Source organism: Bacillus sp. B1-WWTP-T-0.5-Post-4 (assembly GCF_009183795.1).
Taxonomy (GTDB): domain Bacteria; phylum Bacillota; class Bacilli; order Bacillales; family Bacillaceae_G; genus Bacillus_A; species Bacillus_A cereus.
Genome location: NZ_WEIJ01000002.1, coordinates 369,471 through 388,445, shown reverse-complemented (window position 1 = coordinate 388,445; position 18,975 = coordinate 369,471). Strand labels below are relative to the sequence as shown.

The following is an 18,975-nucleotide window of genomic DNA, read 5'->3' as shown; positions in this document are numbered from 1 at the left end:
TTCACGCAGCCTGCGCTTCTTTTTTTGTTTTGGAAGGTAATTCAACAAAAATCATGCCTAGAAAAATACATAGACATCCGATAATAGCAGAAATAGAAAGTTGTTCATTTGCAACGAGAACGCCTGTTAATGCAGCAAAAACGGGCTCCATTGCGAAAATAATTGCTACCCTCGTTGGAGAAGTGTGTTTTTGTGCCGATGTTTGAATGAAAAAAGCAATAGATGTTGCAAACAGGGCAGTTAGAAAGAGTGCAAATAAAAAGGATTGATTCGTCCATAGTGATACTGAAAATAACTTTTCCCAATCTTCAAACAAAAAAGCGCAAATAGAAGAAAATATACCAACAGCTAATACTTGAGATGTGCTTAATAATAAAGGTGATATTTTTTTAGAAAAGAAGCCGTTAATAAGAATATGGGCAGCGAAAGCGACTGCACAACCAAGAACAAGTATATCTCCTATATTTAATTGGAAAGAATCAGCAGCTGTTAATAAGTACAAACCTGTTGTAGCTACAGCAATACCAAGTATGATGAAAATGGTGGCTTTTTGTTTTAAAAAGATAAATGATAAGATTGGGACCATAACAATGCTTAGCCCAGTTAAGAAACCTGCTTTTGAAGAAGTTGTATAGAGTAAGCCAAATGTTTGTAATAAATAGCCGACAAATAAGAAGAACCCAACCATTAATCCAGCTAAACTACTATGTTTTAATTCTTGTTTTGAAGTTTTCTGTGAGAAAATAATTTGAACGAATAATAAAATAATTCCAGCGAATAAAAAGCGAATACCATTAAACGTAAATGGACCAACGAAAGACATAGCGTTTTGAACGACAACAAACGTAGCTCCCCAAATAAAAGAGACAAATAATAAAGCAAGAGGAGCAATCCACTCTTTTTTCACACTCATACCCCCGTTAATTTTGTAAGATAGCTTTTCTAGCTAATTCATCAGCTACTTTATTTTGACTACTTGGAATCCACTTAATAAAAAAGAGATCGAAGTTTTTTATGTACTGCAGTGCTTCATCTAAAAGAGGTGCAAATATTGTATTTTTTGCGTATTCCTTTTCAACAGCCCGCTCAACAAGCTGCGAATCTGTACGAAAAGAGACAGTGCTATAATTATGCTCAATGCAATATTTTAATGCTAGAAGTAAAGCGCGGTATTCTGCTTCATGATTGGACATTGTTCCAAGTGGTACTGATAATTGTACAGGCGGCTGAACGCCTTTAATAAATACTCCTGCACCAGAAGGACCAGGATTTCCTTTTGATGCACCATCAATATATACTTCAATCAAAATGAGAAACCTCCAAATTATAAGATTATCCCCTACTTAAATATTTTTTTGAAGTAGGGGATAGAGTAGTTATCCGATTGTGATGCTGTAACGACATGTAAATGTTTCATTCGCTTGTAAAGATTGAATTCCCTTTTTGTCCTTGAAATCTTTTGCTGGATTTACTTCATCAGCGATTCCATACCAAGGTTCAATACATAAGAAAGGTGCGTTATTCCCTGGTGTCCATACGCCGACAAAGGGAAATCCATCAAATTCTACTTTTACAAATTTATTATGTTTATGAGAACGAATCGAAATTTCATTCGTATTCATATGTTCAAAAATAAGCGCATCATTTTTGAATAAATCATATGTAAGTGGCAATTCAGTCGTATTTTCAGCGATTAATTGCTTTTTGTTTGAAAGATAAGGTCCTTCTAATACGCTTGTTTCTAAGCGTTCCAAACCATTAAACGATAAGTGATAATCTGTAAATGATTCACCGTCCAATAAAGGGAAGTTGAATCCAGGGTGTGCTCCAATTGAGAAGAACATCTCTTTTGAAGTAGGATTGTTTACTTCATATGTTACATGAACACTTTGTCCATCTAGCTCATAAGAAACGAGTAATTCGAATTCGTATGGGTATTTTTTTAATGTTTCTTCATTACTAGTAACGGTATAAGTGATCTTTGTTTCGCTTTGTTCTTTCACAGAGAAAGTAAGATCACGGGCGAAACCGTGTTGTGTTAATGAATATGGTTTACCGTCTACGTAGTATGTATTATCTACTAATCGACCGACAATTGGGAACAAAATTGGTGCACGGCGTCCCCAATAAGTAGAATCACCTTGCCATAAATATTCTATGTTGTCTTCTTTTAAGCGAACGCTCTGTAATTCTGCACCTTTGTCAGAAATGGAAACGATCACTTTTTCATTTTGAATTGTTGCTGTCATGAAGTGAAACCTCCTAAATCTTTCATATGTTTTATTATACGTTGTCTAAAAGAAAAAAGGTAGTTCACGATAGGAATCTATTGACGAAAGAGGGGCTACCACGTAAAATATAATCTTGTTGCCTAAAAAACGAATAACGTGGTTCGAAACCATCCCACGTAAAAAAACTAAGGAGATTTTGTCATGAATATTAGAACATTAGTCGGTAATGGTATTTTAGCGGCATTATATATTGCTGTTTCTATGCTTATTCAGCCATTTGGCTTTACGAATGTACAGTTTCGTATTTCAGAGATGTTTAATCATCTCGTTGTATTTAACAAGAAAGCAATTTACGGAATTGTATTAGGTGTATTTTTAACGAATCTCTTTTTCTCACCTATGATCGCTTATGATTTAGTATTTGGAGTAGGTCAATCTATTCTTGCATTAGTTGCAACGATTATTTCTATGCGGTTTATTAAAGGTGTTTGGGCTCGTATGATTTTTAATACAGTTATCTTTACGATTACAATGTTTATGATTGCAATTGAACTTCATCTTGCATTTGATCTACCATTTATGTGGACTTGGTTAACATGTGCAGCAGGTGAATTCGTAGTAATGGCGATCGGTATGCCTGTAATGTACTGGATTAATAAGCGAGTACAATTTGAAAGATTTATGTAATAGATGAAAGAGCTATTCCTATGGGATAGCTCTTTTTGTATGTAATCATATTGAATATTATGCTGTGACTCTAGATAAAATATAATAAAATAAAGTGAGGCTTTCATTAGCTGGCTACATATAAGAAGTCTTATATAAGGGGAATGTAGTATGAAATATAAAATTCATTGGTTGTATAAAACGAAGCGCGGGTTGCAGACGGAATTAACAACAGAGTATATGAGCATAGAAGAAGTACTTCAATTTGCAGAGGATTTTGAGAAAACAGGAAGAGTAAAAGAATTTTCATTTTATGATGAAATGGACGCAGAATGGTCATTAAAAGAGATGAAAAAGTTAAGTAAGCAAGTAGAGGAAGAGCCCCAAGAAATACTCGTTTATTTTGATGGTGGGTATGATGTGCAAACGAAAGAAGCTGGCGTTGGTATATGTGTGTATTATAAAAAAGGAAATACAAACTACCGCATTCGCCGCAATGCATATATAGAAGGTATATATGATAATAATGAAGCGGAATATGCATCATTATTATACGGTATGAATATACTCGAGGAACTAGGGATTAAGTATGAAGCAGTTACACTTCGCGGAGACTCACAAGTGGTACTGCAGCAATTAGCCGGAGAATGGCCTTGTTATGATGAACATTTAAATCATTATTTAGATCAAATTGAACAAAAGGCGAAGCAAATGAAATTAAAACTTATATGTGAGCCGATATCTAGAAAACAAAATAAAGAAGCACATCAATTAGCTACGCAAGCATTGGAAGGAACAGTTATTGATAGTCATAAAGAAATAACTGAATAGAGAGGTGCAAAGGTGGATAAAAAGCAACTCATTACAGAGGTAAATGACTTATTAGAAACGTATTGTGAAGGATGTTTTTTGCGAGAACATAATCGAAAGACAAATAGTAAGTATTACGCTCATTCATTTTGTATAAGGCAATGTACAGTTGGAGAAACATTGAAAAAGTATGGGGACCAGTTGTCATGAAAAACATCCAGAGAAAATTCTCTGGATGTTTTTTAGTGTCTTGCTTCGTTTAGTTGATGCTCACATTTATTTAATTTCTTTTCCTCATTCATTAAAAATGGTTCATCTAAATCAGTCGCAACAGATTTCATAATTTCAAGCTGAGAGCGAGCTGCTTCTACAGCAGTAGTAGCATGCTCTAATGTATCTGGATCCATTGAAATTGTTGCTGATCCTACCATTTTTTGTGCTGTTTCTACACGGAATTTCACTTCTTCAAAATCATTTACTTCTGATCCCATTAATAATTCCTCCTTTGTATAGTGCGCATTTCACATAGTTTTTGCTCTGTAAAACGGAAATATACAAAGGAATAACAAAGGAGGTTACCAAGTAAGGTAACCTCCTGTTATATGTTGGATTAAAGTTTTACTACGTTAGCAGCTTGAGGTCCGCGGTTACCTTCAGTAATGTCGAAAGATACTTCTTGACCTTCTTCTAAAGCTTTGTAGCCGTCGCCTTGAATAGCAGAGAAATGTACGAATACATCGTCAGCGCCTTCCATTTCGATAAATCCAAAACCTTTTTCGTTGTTAAACCATTTTACTTTTCCTTGCATGTTACAATTCCTCCTAAAAGCGTTTACTATTTTCATTTAGTGAAATTCATTTTAAAAAATAATATAAACTAAAAATGCTATATTCTTGAATATTCTGCTAAATGATTAATTTAAATATACACGAATTGGGAGAATTTAGTCAAGTAAGCGATTTTATTTTTTTGTATTTTTAAATAATTTTTCAGTCAAATTTTTAAATAGGTATAGGACAGGCCGAGTATGTAATATTCTTAATTGAATGCTATACATAATGAGGTGAAAGAATGAATAAGTCTTACTTATTAGATAATGAAGGAATGAGAACGAGAACCGACATACCGGATTGGGTTGCAAAAGAATTTGAGATTTTTTCAAATGTTGTGTTAGAACCAACTTTTCCATGTTATTTCGGTTTAACAGCTTTGAAAAAGAATGAACTTCGTTATTCATTTCTTTCTCATAATGATTGGAGTCATTTGCCACATACAATGTTATCTTTTTTAGAGTTAATGAAAGAGAGGCCGATTGTAAGAAGGGGCTTTTTCCTTTTTGTAGAACCGGAATGTGAAGAACAGCCACTCGAATATTACCGTGATTCCTTTTGGAAAGTGTTACAGTATTTACATGAAAACGATAATCAAGCATGGCCAAAGCAAATTCCTGAAGATCCAGACCATTATTTATGGGAATTTTCATTTGGTGGTGAGCCAATATTCGCATTTGGAAATGCGCCAGCTTATAAACAACGAAAAACTAGACATTTAGGGAATTCTCTCGTTATTGGGTTTCAGCCACGCACTATTTTTGATGGATTAGAGGGAGATCGTCCTAAAGGAGCATATTCAAGACAAATGGTCCGTGAGCGAGTTGAAAAGTGGGATCAATTGCCGAAACATCCTAATATTAGTCATTATGGTGACCCGGAACATCATGAATGGAAACAATATTTCATAGGAGACGATGTAGAGCCAATAAAAGGGAAATGTCCTTTTCTTCATAGGATAGAAAAGTAAGAGCCATCACCTAGATGGCTCTTTTGTATATTTTGGATAAAAAAGGGTATTTTATTATGAAAGCTAGTCTATTTTTTCAAATTACATCATTAACTAGTAGTAAAGAGAGTAGAAAGGATAGAGCGATGTTTGGAGCAATTATACAGCAAATCGTATTAGGTATATCATTAGCTGCGCCAGTAGGGCCGATTAATATTGAAATGTTAAAACGAGGAATTGAACGTGGGTTTTGGCACGCTTGGGTTGTTGGAATTGGTGGAATGACTGCAGATGTTTTATTTATGCTTCTCATTTATTTCGGTTTATCTTCTGTGTTTATGTATACATATGTACAAGCCTTCATGTATTGCACGGGTTTTTTCTTGTTATTTTATTTAGGATTTCAAAGTGTAAAACAAGGAATTTTCGACTCGAATATGGAATATAAAAAAGAAGAGGTAGGTGGCCTTAAGCAATCGTTTATGGCAGGATTTTTAATTGCGATATCCAATCCATTAAATCTTGTTTTTTGGTTTGGTATATACGGAAGTACACTTAGCTCATTACTTACGAAGGTAACGAAACAAGAAGCTTTTTTGTACAGTCTTTGCATTATTGTTGGTATTATTTTATGGAATTTAAATATTGCTTTTTCTGTACATTTTGGAAGAACTTTATTAAAACCAAAAGCGCTTGGCTACATAACAGCCGGAGCAGGTATTATTTTAGTAGGTTACTCTATACATTTTGCATACAAAGCTTTACAGTTGTTCACATAAGATTGAAGGGGAGATTTTTATGTATCGAACCACTATTGACGGAAAAGAAATTATAATTACGTTAGCGCCAAAAATCCGAAAAGAAATTACTGATAGAAATCCACTATATGAAGCGGTATTTCATAATGCTGCAAGATTGTTACAAACAAAGCAACCGACGTTTGCAGTAAATCATGAAATATTTGGGCTCATTATTGGAGAAGTGCAAAGAGGAGAAGTAACAGTGTTTGCAGTGGAACATATTATTCCGAAGCAAAATATATTTGGACCAAACAATTTTTTCTCGACAATAGAACAGCAGGCAAATTTGTAAAGTGAATAGAATAAGAATAGAAAAGAAATAGTCGTAACGATATGTTGCGGCTGTTTTTTGGGAAAAGGGGGAAACAAGATGAAGAAAGTGGGGAAAGAGTTCTTTTTACAACATGATATCGTTATTATGTATAGCATTCTATTTGTTTTCATTATTATTTTAAAAATGCAATTTTTTACGTGGTTTGGCATGTTAGCATGTATGTTTGGGATTGTTTTCTATACACTTAATGAATATATGACACATCGTTTTTTATTCCATATAAAGCCACCTAAAAACACATTTCTATTAAAAATGTTAAGAAGATTGCATTATGATCACCACGTATATCCAGATGATTTAAAACTTTTGTTTTTACCTGTATGGTTTAGTATACCTAGTTTTACTATATATTTACTTATAGCATATGGTATTACAAAAAGTGTTACTATTACACTTTCATTTGGAATCGGAATGATTATTATGCTGCTCGTTTACGAATGGAAACATTATATTGCTCATAGACCGATTCGTCCCGTCACTAAGTTTGGAAGATGGCTAAAAAAACAACATATATTACACCATTATAAAAATGAAAAGTTTTGGTTTGGTGTTTCAAATCCAGTATTCGATTTTATATTTGGAACACTTAAAGACGGAAAAGATGTTGAGCTAAGCGAAACGGCTCGTAATTTAGAAAAGGAAAAAAAGACAAAAGTAGTGCGTTAAGCACTGCTTTTGTCTTAATGAGGATAAATAAGTAAAGTGTCACTTTATTTTGAAAAAGTATATTAAAAATTTAGGGGAAATTGCCGAAAAATGTCTATCAAAAAATCTTTGCATGAATGCATGGATTGTCTAAAATGAATATAAGTTTCTGAATATTTATAAAATTTAGTCTTTAGGTATGCAAGGGGGAAGTGTATTTCAAGTAAGAGAGGGGATCGGTTAATGAAACGAGACGATACGTCAGCACGTAAGTTGCAAAATGAGGTGAATTATACAGAGGTCGTTCAGTCGGAAGAATTTCAATTGTTATTAAATACGAAAAAGAAGTTTATCATTCCAATGAGTATTTTCTTTTTTAGTTTTTTTATCGCATTACCTATTCTAACATCGTATTCAAAGGTGCTTAATACACCTGCATTTGGAGACGTTACATGGGCGTGGGTATTTGCTTTTTCCCAATTTATCATGACATGGGCACTATGTATGATTTACAGCAAAAAAGCAGAATCATTTGATGAAATCTCCCGAAAAATTCTGCAAGATATGAAAAAAGGGAGGGGCTGAACTTGAATACTACTGCATTTGCACTATTTTTAATTATTGTTCTTGGTACGCTCGTCATAACCTATTTTGCATCGAAAAAAACGAAAAATGCGAGTGAATTTTATACGGCTGGAGGGGGATTAACTGGTTGGCAAAATGGTCTGGCCATTGCTGGAGATTACATGTCTGCTGCTTCATTTCTCGGTATAGCTGGAGCAATCGCATTAACTGGGTTTGATGGATTCTTTTATAGTATCGGTTTTTTAGTTGCTTATTTAGTTGTACTATATCTTGTTGCAGAACCGCTTAGAAATTTAGGAAAGTACACTTTGGCGGATATGATTGCAGCACGCTTTGATGCGAAAAAAGTTCGCGGAGTTGCAGCTCTTAATACGATGACGATTTCTATCTTTTATATGATTGCACAATTAGTTGGCGCGGGTGCACTTATTAAGTTATTATTAGGGATTGAATATACGACATCTGTATTAATCGTTGGAACACTTATGACGGTGTATGTTATTTTTGGTGGTATGACAGCAACGAGCTGGGTACAAATTGTAAAGGCTGTATTACTTATGGCTGGTACGTTTATTATTTCTGTTATCGTTTTCGCAAAATTCAACTTCAGCGTGACTGAAATGTTCGCTCAAATGAAAACAGCTACCCCTTTAAAAGATTCATTTTTAAATCCAGGTGTAAAGTATAAGGATGGTCTTGATACACTGTCTTTAAATTTAGGACTAGTACTTGGTACAGCTGGATTACCACATATACTTGTCCGCTTTTTTACAGTACGTGATGCAAAAACTGCACGTCAATCTGTCGTATATGCGACGTGGTTAATTGGTGCATTTTATATTATGACGATTTTCTTAGGATTTGGTGCGGCAGCGTTTGTAGGAAATGAAGCGATTATTAAAGCGAACCCAGCTGGTAATATGGCGGCACCTTTATTAGCCAAAGCGTTAGGTGGAGACTTCTTATTTGCTTTCGTATCAGCAATTGCTTTTGCAACGATTTTGGCTGTAGTGGCAGGTCTTGTATTAACAGCAGCATCAGCATTCGCTCATGATTTTTATAATGAAATCATTCGCAGAGGGAAATCAACGGAAAAAGAGCAAGTATCTATGGCTCGTTATGCATCTATTGGAGTAGCGATACTATCTATCATACTTGCATTATTTGCCCAAACATTAAACGTAGCATTTTTAGTATCATTAGCATTTGCAGTTGCAGCGAGTGCAAATCTACCAGTGATTTTATTTACAATATATTGGAAGCGTTTTAATACAACGGGCGCTATTTCTGGTATGATTGTGGGTCTCGTATCAGCTATTGTTCTCGTAGCGTTGAGTCCGAATGTTTGGAACCCTGTAGCTGGAAAAGCTATTTTTGTTGGGGAAGCGATATTTCCATATACGACACCAGGAATTATTTCAATTCCGCTCGGATTTCTTGCAGCATATTTAGGAACTGTTTTATCTAGTAAGAAAGAAGATGCAGCGAAATTTGATGAAATTCTCGTAAAATCTAATACTGGTCACGGTATTAGTGATGTGTCTTCACATTAAATAAAAGAGGAGCTTTTCGATAGATAAGAAAAGCTCTTTTTTCTTTTGTCATTTTCTTGTAAATATTACTGATTTGTAAGTAGGATTTGTCTTAATTTTGTGGAATGAAAATAGCAGGGAGAAATTTAAGTCATCATGGCACCAGCGCAGCTTTTGTGAAAAATAAGTTGTTATGGAAGGTGGAAGTAATGATGAAAACGAAGCAAACTGATGAATTATTAGCAAAAGATGAGCAATATGTTTGGCACGGAATGCGTCCCTTTAGTCCAAATAGTACAATGGTAGGGGCAAAAGCTGAAGGGTGCTGGGTTGAAGATATACAAGGAAAAAGATATTTAGATGGTATGAGTGGCCTTTGGTGTGTCAATAGTGGATATGGAAGAAAGGAGCTCGCAGAAGCGGCTTATAAGCAATTACAAACATTATCATACTTTCCAATGTCACAATCCCATGAGCCAGCTATAAAGCTTGCTGAAAAGTTAAATGAGTGGCTTGGGGGAGAGTATGTTATTTTCTTCTCAAATAGTGGTTCAGAAGCGAACGAAACAGCTTTTAAAATAGCAAGACAATACTATGCTCAAAAAGGTGAACCACATCGTTATAAATTTATGTCACGTTATCGTGGGTATCATGGGAATACAATGGCGACAATGGCAGCGACGGGACAAGCGCAGCGTAGATATCAATATGAACCGTTTGCTTCAGGTTTTTTACACGTAACACCACCGGATTGTTACCGTATGCCTGGGATTGAAGGGCAGCATATTTATGATGTAGAATGTGTGAAAGAAGTCGATCGTGTTATGACGTGGGAATTAAGTGAAACAATTGCCGCTTTTATTATGGAACCAATTATTACAGGCGGGGGCATATTAATGCCACCACAAGACTATATGAAAGCTGTTCATGAGACGTGTCAAAAACACGGTGCCTTGCTTATTAGTGATGAAGTAATTTGCGGTTTCGGTCGTACAGGAAAAGCATTTGGGTTTATGAATTATGATGTGAAGCCAGATATTATTACAATGGCAAAGGGCATTACGAGCGCATATTTACCATTATCTGCAACAGCTGTGAAAAAAGAAATATATGAGGCTTTTAAAGGTAAAGGAGAATATGAATTCTTCCGCCATATTAATACATTTGGTGGAAATCCAGCAGCTTGTGCATTAGCACTTAAAAACTTAGAGATTATGGAAAATGAAAATTTAATCGAGCGATCTGCGCAAATGGGTTCCCTTTTATTAGAGCAACTAAAAGATGAAATTGGGGAACATCCGCTTGTTGGGAATATTAGAGGAAAAGGCCTATTAGTTGGAATTGAATTAGTAAATGATAAAGAGACGAAAGAGCCAATTGATAACGACAAAATTGCAAGTGTTGTAAATGCTTGTAAAGAAAAGGGCTTAATTATAGGACGCAATGGTATGACAACAGCAGGGTATAATAACGTCTTAACATTAGCACCGCCGCTTATTATTTCAAGTGAAGAAATTGCCTTTGTTGTTGGAACGTTGAAGACGGCGATGGAACGTATTTAATAAATAGAGAGAGGAGCGAGCTTTAATATAAGGCTCGCTTTTGTTTAGTAGGAGGGGACTTTTAATGGATAAATATGATCCGAACAAACATTATCACATCGGATATTATGAAGACGGATATGATTTAGAAGTGACGGCGTATAAAAGAATAAATGAACCAGTTTGGGATGCTTATCTTCCGCACTATGAGGCAGACGATTTTTATAAGAAAGTGGAGGAAATGAAACTGGGTGAATATATAGATGATTATGGTATTAAGGTGTATTCATTTAGTAATGATATCAATGATGAAGAAGCACGAACTATTTTTGAAAAATGGTTAAAAAAGAACGAGATTGTTTAAAGATAAAACAAAAAGGAGATTGCTATCTTATAAAATAGCAATCTCCTTTTATTATAGTAAACTTATTTACTTGCTTTCATTGCTTTATCTTTTGCACCAAAAGTGTATTTTAACATTGGTGGTGTAATCATTGTAGTTAAAATAACGACAATAACGATTGCTGTAAAGTAATCTTGTGCCAATAGACCTGAAGAAAGTCCTGTTCCTGCGATGATAAGTGCAACTTCACCACGAGAAACCATTCCAGCACCGATAATTGCAGAAGACTTAGCGTCAAATCCAGTCATTCGTGCACCGAATCCACAGCCGATTAATTTCGTTAATACAGCGATAACAGTTAATGCTAAGATGAACCAAATTTGATTGCCGATACCGTCAAATGTAATATTCATACCGATACTAACGAAGAATACTGGAACGAACATAGCGTAAGCAATTGGTTCTACTTTCTTTTCTACTTCATGTTTGTAGTTTGTTTGAGAAATTGCAATACCAGCAGCGAAAGCACCGATAATACCAGCAATTCCTAATAATTCGCCGAAATATGCGAATGAGAAACAGATGATAAGGGCCGCGCTCACGATAGACTCAGATACGCGCAGTGGTGATAACCAGCGCATAATCGCAGGAACACCTTTCCATCCGATTAAAATAATAGAAGCGAAGAATACTACTTTCTTCAAGATAACCATTGTTAAGTTAACATCATCAGTACCTAAGAAGCTCATTGCAAATGCTAATAAAATAACGACAAGAATGTCATCAAATACAGCTGCGCCTAGCATGGTTGTACTTTCACGTGTTTTCATCTTTCCTAAATCGCGAAGTGTTTGAACGGAAATACTAACACTTGTCGCACATAGAAGTAATCCTAAGAATACAGCGTTTCCTTGTTCCATTCCCATAACAAGGCCGGAAACGTAACCACCTACGAATGGAAGAATGATACCTCCGAGTGCAACTGCTAAAGAAGAATTACGATTTGCGTTTAATTCTTCTAAGTCTGTTTCAAGTCCAGCCATAAACATTAAGAGAATAACCCCGACATTACTTAATTGAGTTAGAAGCTCTGAATTTTCAATCCAACCTAATACAGCTGGACCGATAACGATACCGACAATTAATTTACCTAGTACAGAAGGTTGACCTAATCTAACACTAAGATCACCAGCAAGCTTTGTACTTAATAAAATAAGTGCAATTTGAAAGAAAAATTCGAATTCCATCTGATCCTCTCCTCGTCATTTTTAATTTTATCATACGATTTCTCGGAATTTGCCTAATGAAAATATGTAAAACCCATTAAACAAAAGGGTCTGATTACAAGTTCTTTTGAACTCGTAATTTGAACCTGTAATTAATATATAATAGATTTTATAAAAAATCAATGAAAAAATGGGAGCTTTTTGAGGAAGAAGCTGTCTTATTGGGATATAGGTGTAAGAGTAGTGTGTGAATTTTATATGTATAAAATAGTATGAAGTCCTTTTCCATTACAAATAATAAATTCTACATACTATTTCACGAACTATAACTGTGAAAGGGAGGATTTATAATTTGAAGGCATTAAAAAATAACTTGTCTATTGTTGCTTTAGGTGGAGTAAATGAAATAGGAAAAAATATGTATGCTATCCAATATGAAAATGATATTGTCGTCATTGATTGTGGATCTAAATTTCCAGATGAAAGTTTATTAGGGATTGATTTAATAATTCCAGACGTCACATATTTGCAAGAAAATAAAGAAAAAATTCGCGGTTTAATAGTAACGCACGGGCATGAGGACCATATTGGCGGAATACCATATTTTTTAAAACAACTAAATGTACCAATCTATGCAACAAAGTTAACGTTAGGTTTAATTGAAATTAAATTAAAGGAACACAATCTTCAAAATGATACGGAATTAATCGTTATTCATTCAGAATCAGAAATTGATTGTGGTTCTATTAAGGCAACTTTTTTTAAAACGAACCACAGTATTCCGGATTGTCTCGGTATTGTTTTTCATACACCAGAAGGTACTGTAGTACATACAGGTGATTTTAAATTTGATTTAACACCAGTAAATAATCAACATCCTGATATTCATAAAATGGCTAAAATAGGAAGTGAAGGTGTACTAGCTTTATTATCTGAAAGCACAAATGCAGAACGTCCAGGTTTTACTCCATCAGAAAGGTCAGTAGGAGAACGGATAGAGGAAATATTTATGAAAGCAAATAGAAAAGTAATTATTTCTACGTTTGCTTCTAATGTGAATCGTGTTCAGCAAATAGTTGAAGCATGTATAAAAACAAATCGAAAACTAGCTTTGCTAGGGAGAAGTATGGTAAATGTAGTAGAGGTTGCTCTAGAGAAAGGTTATTTACATATTCCAGAAGGTATGTTGATTGAAGCAAATGAGGTAAATCGTTTAGATCCAAAGCAGGTTGCAATACTTTGTACAGGAAGTCAAGGAGAACCAATGGCAGCTTTAGCGCGTTTAGCTAGTGGAAACTATAGGCAAGTGGATATTTTACCAGAAGATACGGTTATTATAGCCGCGACCCCTATCCCAGGAAATGAACGTAACGTTTCTCGAATTATCGATAATTTATTTGCATTAGGAGCAAAGGTGATTTACGGATCAGGTAGTTCTACTGGAGTGCATGTATCCGGTCATGCATATCAAGAAGAGTTGAAGTTAATGCTTACATTAATGAAGCCAAAATATTTTATTCCAATTCATGGAGAGTTTAGAATGCTACATCACCATAGTTTGTTAGCAGAATCAATTGGTATTGAAAAGGAAAATATCTTTATTGTACGTAATGGAGATGTTGTAGATATAAGTAATGAAGTGGCAATTCAATCTAGAAGAATACAGGCAGGAAATATATATGTAGATGGATTAGGAATTGGAGATGTTGGAAATGCATTATTACGTGATCGTAAACAACTTTCAGAAGATGGAATGCTCGTTATAGTTATTACTTTTAATAAAGTGGATGGAGAAATAATTTCAGGTCCAGATATTATTTCTCGTGGATTTGTCTATGTCCGTGATTCAGAAGAATTTCTAAGAGAATTAAATAAATTAGCTGTTATTACGATTAATAATTTAAAGAAAGAGAATGTGAATAGCTGGGGTATTTTGAAAAGGGAGGTAAGAGAAGCATTAGGGAAGTATATATATACAAATACAAAACGAAAGCCGATGATTCTTCCTATAATAATAGAGGTTTAATAGTAAAAAAGAATTCTCGTATGGGAATTCTTTTTTGTTTTGAAGAGAAAATGAACATATAATGAAATAAATAGAAATGGAAGGAAATAAAAGATGTTATTAAATAAACGTTTTACAATTGGAGAAATGGCGAAAATGCATAATATCGCAGAATCTACATTAAGGTATTATGATGAAAAAGGAATTTTTCATCCGTCCATTGTGGATCCTCAAACGAATTATCGTTATTATACAATCGATCAATTTTCACTGTTAGATACGATTAAATTTTTACGTCAGTTAAATATTCCGTTAAAGGAAATTAAGAAATATATTGATGAAAGAAATCCAGCATACGCACTCAATTTACTGGAAAAACAACAAGAGATGATGCTGAAGAAACAAAGAGAAATTGAGTATGCTTTGGCGAAAATGGAGCATAGAATTCATTTAATTAAGAAAGCAACAAAAGCAAAAGCTGAACAAATGGTAATTAAAGAGATTCCGCAGCGAAAAATAACAGCTATTGCGGTTGCCCCGAATACGACGGATGATATGTTTGAGTACTACATTCATTCGTTGCAAAAAAATATGAGGCAAATGGATGATAGTCTATTTTCAGGAGATATAGGTGTGACAATTTCCAAAAAAGCATTAATGCAAAAGGAGTTTCAAGCATATAGCAGCGTATTTATTCTTTTGGATTATATGCCGTATGAAGTGCATACTTCAGATGAAATTAAAGAAGGTTTATATGCTTGTTCTTATCATCATGGACCGTATGAAGAAACAGATGCAACGTACAAGGAGTTACTTACATACATTGATAAAGAAGGTTACGAAGTACATGGAGATTCGATTGAGATTGGATTGATTGATTGGTCTGTAACAGAAAATCCAGAGGAGCAAGTAACAGAAATTCAAATTCCTGTAGTAAAAAAATAAGATGAAAACCTTTGAATTGATTACAAATTTACATTCATTAATATAATTCAGTTACCTATTTTTTAATTCTCTCTTGACCTTCAAGTTACTTGAAGGTTTAAACTGTGAACAGAGAGTTGAAAAAGGAGCATAATAGTATGGAAGCAACAGAAAAATTAAGAGAAAAACCAATTAAAAGTTTATTTATTTCATATTTAATACCAGCCGTTCTTGGAATGGTATTAATGTCAGTGAATATTGTAATTGACGCGGTCATGATTAGTAGAGGAGTTGGGGCGAACGGTTTAGCAGGAGTAAACGTGGCTATTCCAGCGTTTTCGATTTTCTTCTCTATTTCATTATGGATTGGAATGGGCGGGGCAACGTTATATTCCATTGCATTAGGTGAAAATAAACGAGAAAGAGCAAGGTCTATTTTTACTCAATCCATGACGGTAGCAGTTGTTATCGTAGGGATTTTAGCAGCGATTTGCTTATGGAGAATAGAAGATTTAGCATATTTATTTGGTGCAAATGAAGTGATTCTACCATATGCGTTAGACTATTTACACGTATTATTAACATTTGGAATGATATACGTTTTAGAAAATATTTTAAGTACATTCATACGAAATGATGGAAATCCTAATTTAGCAATGGCTGGTCTTGTTGTAACAGCTGTATTAAATATAGTGTTTGACTATATCTTTATTTTTATCTTTGGATGGGGTGTAACAGGTGCTGCTTCAGCGACTATTCTTTCGGCAGCGATTGGTTTCCTTGTATTATTAACTCATTTCTTTAGAAAAAGTAGTATTTTAAAGTGGACGAAATTCCATTTTGAATGGGATACTGTCAAACAAATTATGGTGATTGGTTTCCCAAGTTTTACAGCAGAAAGTACGGTTGCAATCGTAACGATTGGTTTTAATATCGCATTCGTCCAATATGCAGGAGAAGTAGGAGTAGCTTCCTATGCGATGGTGAATAGTATTCATGCAATGACATTACTATTATTCTTTGGTGTTGGAGCAGCATTACAGCCAATTGCTAGTTTCCATTATGGGGCAAATTTATCAGAGAGACTTCGTGAAGGATTGAAGTTTGCTGTGAAAATTGCAGTTGTCCTCGGAGGCATTGCGATAATTGTCGGATTATTCTTCGGGAAATATATCATTGGTTTATTTGATGTTCAATCTCCAGAATTATTGGAGTTAACCTTAACAGGTATTAGCTTATTCTTTATCCAATACGTATTTTTAGGTTATAACATTGTGTATGGAGAGTATTTCCAATCAGTACGACAAACGAAGAAATCAGTACTTATTATAATGAGCCGAGGATTACTATTTATTATTCCATTGTTATGGATTATGCCGAAATTATTTGGTATAAATGGAATTTGGCTCGTTATGCCAGTTGCTGAAGTAATGACAGCAATTATCGTATTTACGATGAATCGCATGAAACATCCTGTGCCATTAAATATGGCAGGAGAGAAAGAAGCGATATGATGAAGAAAATCCCCTTAAGCAATTAAGGGGATTTTTTATTCCTTTAAACTAATCGCAAAAGATCCATCTGTTTCTTGAACAGAAGCAAAGGCAACGTTTTTAATATTTGTAATTCCTTTTTCTTTTAATTCTTTATATAACCATTTTTCATCTTTATGTATTAACTTTAAGTTATCGTATTGAATTTGTGAATCGACGATAAGTGCAATTGGTAATCCAGCATACTTAACTTCTATGTTTAAATCTTTTGGAGTTAATGGTACAAGTTCTCTTTTTGGTAAAATACTAATAGCGCCGTTCGCTTCTAAAATAGCGTATTCAATTTCATGAACACTTGGATATCCTGCAACGCGAAGATTAGAAAGTAGTTCTGCAATGGGGTATCTACTTTTTTGTAAGTTCTCAAAAATAATATCACCATGTTTAATTAAAATGATAGGGTGTCCAAGAATAAAACGATTTAGTTTGTTGAATAGGCTTAATTTTGTAAGAAGTAAATGTAAACATGTGATAACAACCATACCGAGAAATGCTTGTAAAGCACCAGAGACGGGTATGGCCTGGAAAGCTAAATAAGATAAAAAGATTATAGCCCCAAAATCATGAGGAGTTAGTTGTGCTAACGCGGATTTACCGAGTAACTTAAGCGATAGTAAAAATAAGATAAAAAAGAACGACACGTTACATAAAAAGAGAAGCAATAGAGACACTCCTTCGTGTAAAGTTGTACTTACTATTCCCGAAAGTAATATAAATATTACCTTTCAGAGGATAAATTAGGGTTTATTGGAATCTGTCTGTATACAAACAAATAAATGGATATTATCATGAAGGAAGTAAAAGAAAATAGGAGTATATGAATATGAGAAAGAAGAAAATAATGAAGGGCATTTTAGTTGTTATAATGATTTGCGCCGTGTATGCGGGTTTTTTACAATATCACATTTATAAGCATGGGCATATGAATGCAACCTACGATGCTGATTACATAATTGTACTAGGATCGAAAGTAAATGGGACGAAACCATCTTATTCATTGCAATATCGTATTGATAAAGCAGCTGAATATTTAAAATCACATGAGAAAACAATCGCTATCGTATCTGGAGGACAAGGAAAAGGCGAAGACATTTCAGAAGCATTAGCAATGAAACAAGGACTAATAAAACAAAATATCGCAGAAGACCGCATTATAATGGAGGACAAATCTACGAGTACAGATGAGAATATTACATTCTCAAAACCGTTAATTCCAGCCGATATGAAAAAAGGTATGATCGTAACAAACGATTTTCACATGTTTAGAGCGAAAAAAATAGCGGCCAAACAAGGTTTACAATTAGAAGGTCTTCCGGCAAAAACACCGAAACCAATCATCATTCCATCGAATGTACGAGAATATTTAGCAATTACACAGTATTGGTTTATGAATCGAATATAGTGAAAGTGATCCCGTCTGAAACTCAGGCGGGATTTAGTTTGAGGAAAATCTTACAAATATGTCACGTTCGTGAAAGGTAAAGCGATAGTTTCTAGAATGATTTCCTGACATAATGAAGGTAACAAAAACTATTTAGAGGTGAATCGGATGAAAGGAAATAATATTTTATCTTCGTTATGTTACTTTAGTATCTTTTTTGCACCATTTTTACTACCAATTATCGTGTACTTTGTTGCAGAAGATGAAGTGAAGTATCACGCGAAAAAAGCATTTTGGTCACATGTTTTCCCATACGCAATCTTATTTGGAGGACTAGCAGTATCAGGCATGTACGGTTTAGGTTTCAATCAATCTGACGGTGCTGGAATTGGAATGGCTATCACATATGCAGTGTTCATTCTTGTAGGAATTTACTACTTCATTTGGAATATCGTAAAAGGTATTAAAGTTTTGAAAACGGCGTAATATGATAAGTGTAATTTCATTTACCGTATCGATAAACGTTTTAAAAAAGAGCAGTTCAAAAAGAATTGCTCTTTTTGTGCTTATAAGTTGTGAAAATTGAAAAAGATATGTTAATTTTTCATTATGAAGAGAAA

General features: G+C 34.4%; 23 protein-coding genes and 1 riboswitch. Of the genes, 16 read left to right on the top strand and 7 right to left on the bottom strand.

What is annotated here, in order from left to right; genetic code table 11:
• Window position 1: 1 nt before the first annotated feature.
• The 3 genes from GBN91_RS07635 to GBN91_RS07625 form a co-directional block, all read right to left on the bottom strand.
• Complete coding sequence (locus GBN91_RS07635; protein WP_000712605.1) at window positions 2-907, bottom strand: DMT family transporter; 906 nt, start codon at window positions 905-907, stop codon at window positions 2-4.
• Window positions 908-920: 13 nt separating this feature from the next.
• Window positions 921-1,307: a reverse transcriptase-like protein gene (locus GBN91_RS07630; RefSeq protein ID WP_025709233.1), complete on the bottom strand. Its 387-nt coding sequence runs from the start codon at window positions 1,305-1,307 to the stop codon at window positions 921-923.
• A gap of 69 nt (window positions 1,308-1,376) precedes the next feature.
• The gene (locus GBN91_RS07625; protein ID WP_061113376.1) at window positions 1,377-2,249 is read right to left on the bottom strand and encodes an aldose 1-epimerase family protein; all 873 of its coding nucleotides are present in this window, start codon (window positions 2,247-2,249) and stop codon (window positions 1,377-1,379) included.
• Window positions 2,250-2,381: 132 nt separating this feature from the next.
• A riboswitch (PreQ1 riboswitch) is annotated at window positions 2,382-2,426 on the top strand.
• A gap of 6 nt (window positions 2,427-2,432) precedes the next feature.
• Here GBN91_RS07625 and GBN91_RS07620 point away from each other — a divergent pair.
• The 3 genes from GBN91_RS07620 to GBN91_RS07610 all read left to right on the top strand — a co-directional run bounded on the left by GBN91_RS07620 (window position 2,433) and on the right by GBN91_RS07610 (window position 3,917).
• Window positions 2,433-2,918 carry a QueT transporter family protein gene (locus GBN91_RS07620; protein WP_001026471.1) on the top strand — a complete coding sequence of 162 codons (486 nt, stop codon included), beginning with the start codon at window positions 2,433-2,435 and terminating at the stop codon, window positions 2,916-2,918.
• A 150-nt stretch (window positions 2,919-3,068) separates the two neighbouring features.
• Window positions 3,069-3,728 carry a ribonuclease H family protein gene (locus GBN91_RS07615; RefSeq protein WP_000875557.1) on the top strand — a complete coding sequence of 220 codons (660 nt, stop codon included), beginning with the start codon at window positions 3,069-3,071 and terminating at the stop codon, window positions 3,726-3,728.
• Window positions 3,729-3,740: 12 nt separating this feature from the next.
• The gene (locus GBN91_RS07610) at window positions 3,741-3,917 is read left to right on the top strand and encodes a zinc-finger domain-containing protein (RefSeq protein ID WP_002023738.1); all 177 of its coding nucleotides are present in this window, start codon (window positions 3,741-3,743) and stop codon (window positions 3,915-3,917) included.
• A gap of 32 nt (window positions 3,918-3,949) precedes the next feature.
• Here the strand turns inward: GBN91_RS07610 and GBN91_RS07605 are convergent, their stop codons facing one another.
• On the bottom strand, window positions 3,950-4,198 hold the full coding sequence (locus GBN91_RS07605) for a DUF2564 family protein (protein WP_000534392.1): 249 nt from the start codon (window positions 4,196-4,198) through the stop codon (window positions 3,950-3,952).
• 119 nt (window positions 4,199-4,317) lie between these two features.
• Window positions 4,318-4,515: a cold shock-like protein CspB gene (cspB, locus tag GBN91_RS07600; protein WP_001161731.1), complete on the bottom strand. Its 198-nt coding sequence runs from the start codon at window positions 4,513-4,515 to the stop codon at window positions 4,318-4,320.
• 263 nt (window positions 4,516-4,778) lie between these two features.
• On the opposite strand from cspB, the gene GBN91_RS07595 reads away from it, so the two are divergent.
• From GBN91_RS07595 to GBN91_RS07560, 8 genes are all read left to right on the top strand, one after another.
• Window positions 4,779-5,507 (top strand): YqcI/YcgG family protein, encoded by a 729-nt coding sequence (locus GBN91_RS07595; protein WP_086411365.1) that lies wholly within the window; start codon window positions 4,779-4,781, stop codon window positions 5,505-5,507.
• A gap of 14 nt (window positions 5,508-5,521) precedes the next feature.
• On the top strand, window positions 5,522-6,265 hold the full coding sequence (locus tag GBN91_RS07590; RefSeq protein WP_001196841.1) for a LysE family transporter: 744 nt from the start codon (window positions 5,522-5,524) through the stop codon (window positions 6,263-6,265).
• Between the two features lie 19 nt (window positions 6,266-6,284).
• Window positions 6,285-6,578, top strand: coding sequence for a hypothetical protein (locus GBN91_RS07585; protein ID WP_000286361.1), 294 nt, complete (start codon window positions 6,285-6,287; stop codon window positions 6,576-6,578).
• Between the two features lie 78 nt (window positions 6,579-6,656).
• A complete protein-coding gene (locus tag GBN91_RS07580) occupies window positions 6,657-7,286 on the top strand; it encodes a sterol desaturase family protein (RefSeq protein ID WP_000755401.1) in 630 nt (209 codons plus the stop codon).
• Window positions 7,287-7,508: 222 nt separating this feature from the next.
• Window positions 7,509-7,850 carry a DUF485 domain-containing protein gene (locus GBN91_RS07575; protein WP_025709227.1) on the top strand — a complete coding sequence of 114 codons (342 nt, stop codon included), beginning with the start codon at window positions 7,509-7,511 and terminating at the stop codon, window positions 7,848-7,850.
• Between the two features lie 2 nt (window positions 7,851-7,852).
• Entirely contained in the window at window positions 7,853-9,403 is a 1,551-nt protein-coding gene (locus tag GBN91_RS07570) for a solute symporter family protein (RefSeq protein ID WP_001098243.1), read from the top strand.
• Window positions 9,404-9,594: 191 nt separating this feature from the next.
• On the top strand, window positions 9,595-10,944 hold the full coding sequence (locus GBN91_RS07565) for an aspartate aminotransferase family protein (RefSeq protein WP_000850964.1): 1,350 nt from the start codon (window positions 9,595-9,597) through the stop codon (window positions 10,942-10,944).
• A gap of 64 nt (window positions 10,945-11,008) precedes the next feature.
• Window positions 11,009-11,287, top strand: a complete 279-nt coding sequence (locus tag GBN91_RS07560; RefSeq protein WP_000362149.1) for a DUF3986 family protein — start codon at window positions 11,009-11,011, stop codon at window positions 11,285-11,287.
• A gap of 62 nt (window positions 11,288-11,349) precedes the next feature.
• Here the strand turns inward: GBN91_RS07560 and GBN91_RS07555 are convergent, their stop codons facing one another.
• Window positions 11,350-12,513 (bottom strand): cation:proton antiporter, encoded by a 1,164-nt coding sequence (locus GBN91_RS07555; RefSeq protein ID WP_000393901.1) that lies wholly within the window; start codon window positions 12,511-12,513, stop codon window positions 11,350-11,352.
• Between the two features lie 331 nt (window positions 12,514-12,844).
• On the opposite strand from GBN91_RS07555, the gene GBN91_RS07550 reads away from it, so the two are divergent.
• From GBN91_RS07550 to GBN91_RS07540, 3 genes are all read left to right on the top strand, one after another.
• The gene (locus GBN91_RS07550) at window positions 12,845-14,518 is read left to right on the top strand and encodes a ribonuclease J (RefSeq protein WP_000645618.1); all 1,674 of its coding nucleotides are present in this window, start codon (window positions 12,845-12,847) and stop codon (window positions 14,516-14,518) included.
• A 93-nt stretch (window positions 14,519-14,611) separates the two neighbouring features.
• Complete coding sequence (locus GBN91_RS07545; RefSeq protein ID WP_000925932.1) at window positions 14,612-15,442, top strand: MerR family transcriptional regulator; 831 nt, start codon at window positions 14,612-14,614, stop codon at window positions 15,440-15,442.
• Window positions 15,443-15,579: 137 nt separating this feature from the next.
• A complete protein-coding gene (locus GBN91_RS07540) occupies window positions 15,580-16,935 on the top strand; it encodes an MATE family efflux transporter (protein WP_000388389.1) in 1,356 nt (451 codons plus the stop codon).
• A 35-nt stretch (window positions 16,936-16,970) separates the two neighbouring features.
• Here GBN91_RS07540 and GBN91_RS07535 read toward each other — a convergent pair whose 3' ends face one another.
• Window positions 16,971-17,636, bottom strand: a complete 666-nt coding sequence (locus GBN91_RS07535; protein ID WP_000923924.1) for a DUF421 domain-containing protein — start codon at window positions 17,634-17,636, stop codon at window positions 16,971-16,973.
• A 161-nt stretch (window positions 17,637-17,797) separates the two neighbouring features.
• Between GBN91_RS07535 and GBN91_RS07530 the strand changes: the two genes are divergently transcribed.
• Both GBN91_RS07530 and GBN91_RS07525 read left to right on the top strand, forming a co-directional pair.
• Window positions 17,798-18,376: a YdcF family protein gene (locus GBN91_RS07530; protein WP_001227676.1), complete on the top strand. Its 579-nt coding sequence runs from the start codon at window positions 17,798-17,800 to the stop codon at window positions 18,374-18,376.
• Window positions 18,377-18,523: 147 nt separating this feature from the next.
• A complete protein-coding gene (locus GBN91_RS07525; protein WP_000678055.1) occupies window positions 18,524-18,841 on the top strand; it encodes a magnetosome magnetite crystal formation protein family in 318 nt (105 codons plus the stop codon).
• Window positions 18,842-18,975 lie beyond the last annotated feature (134 nt).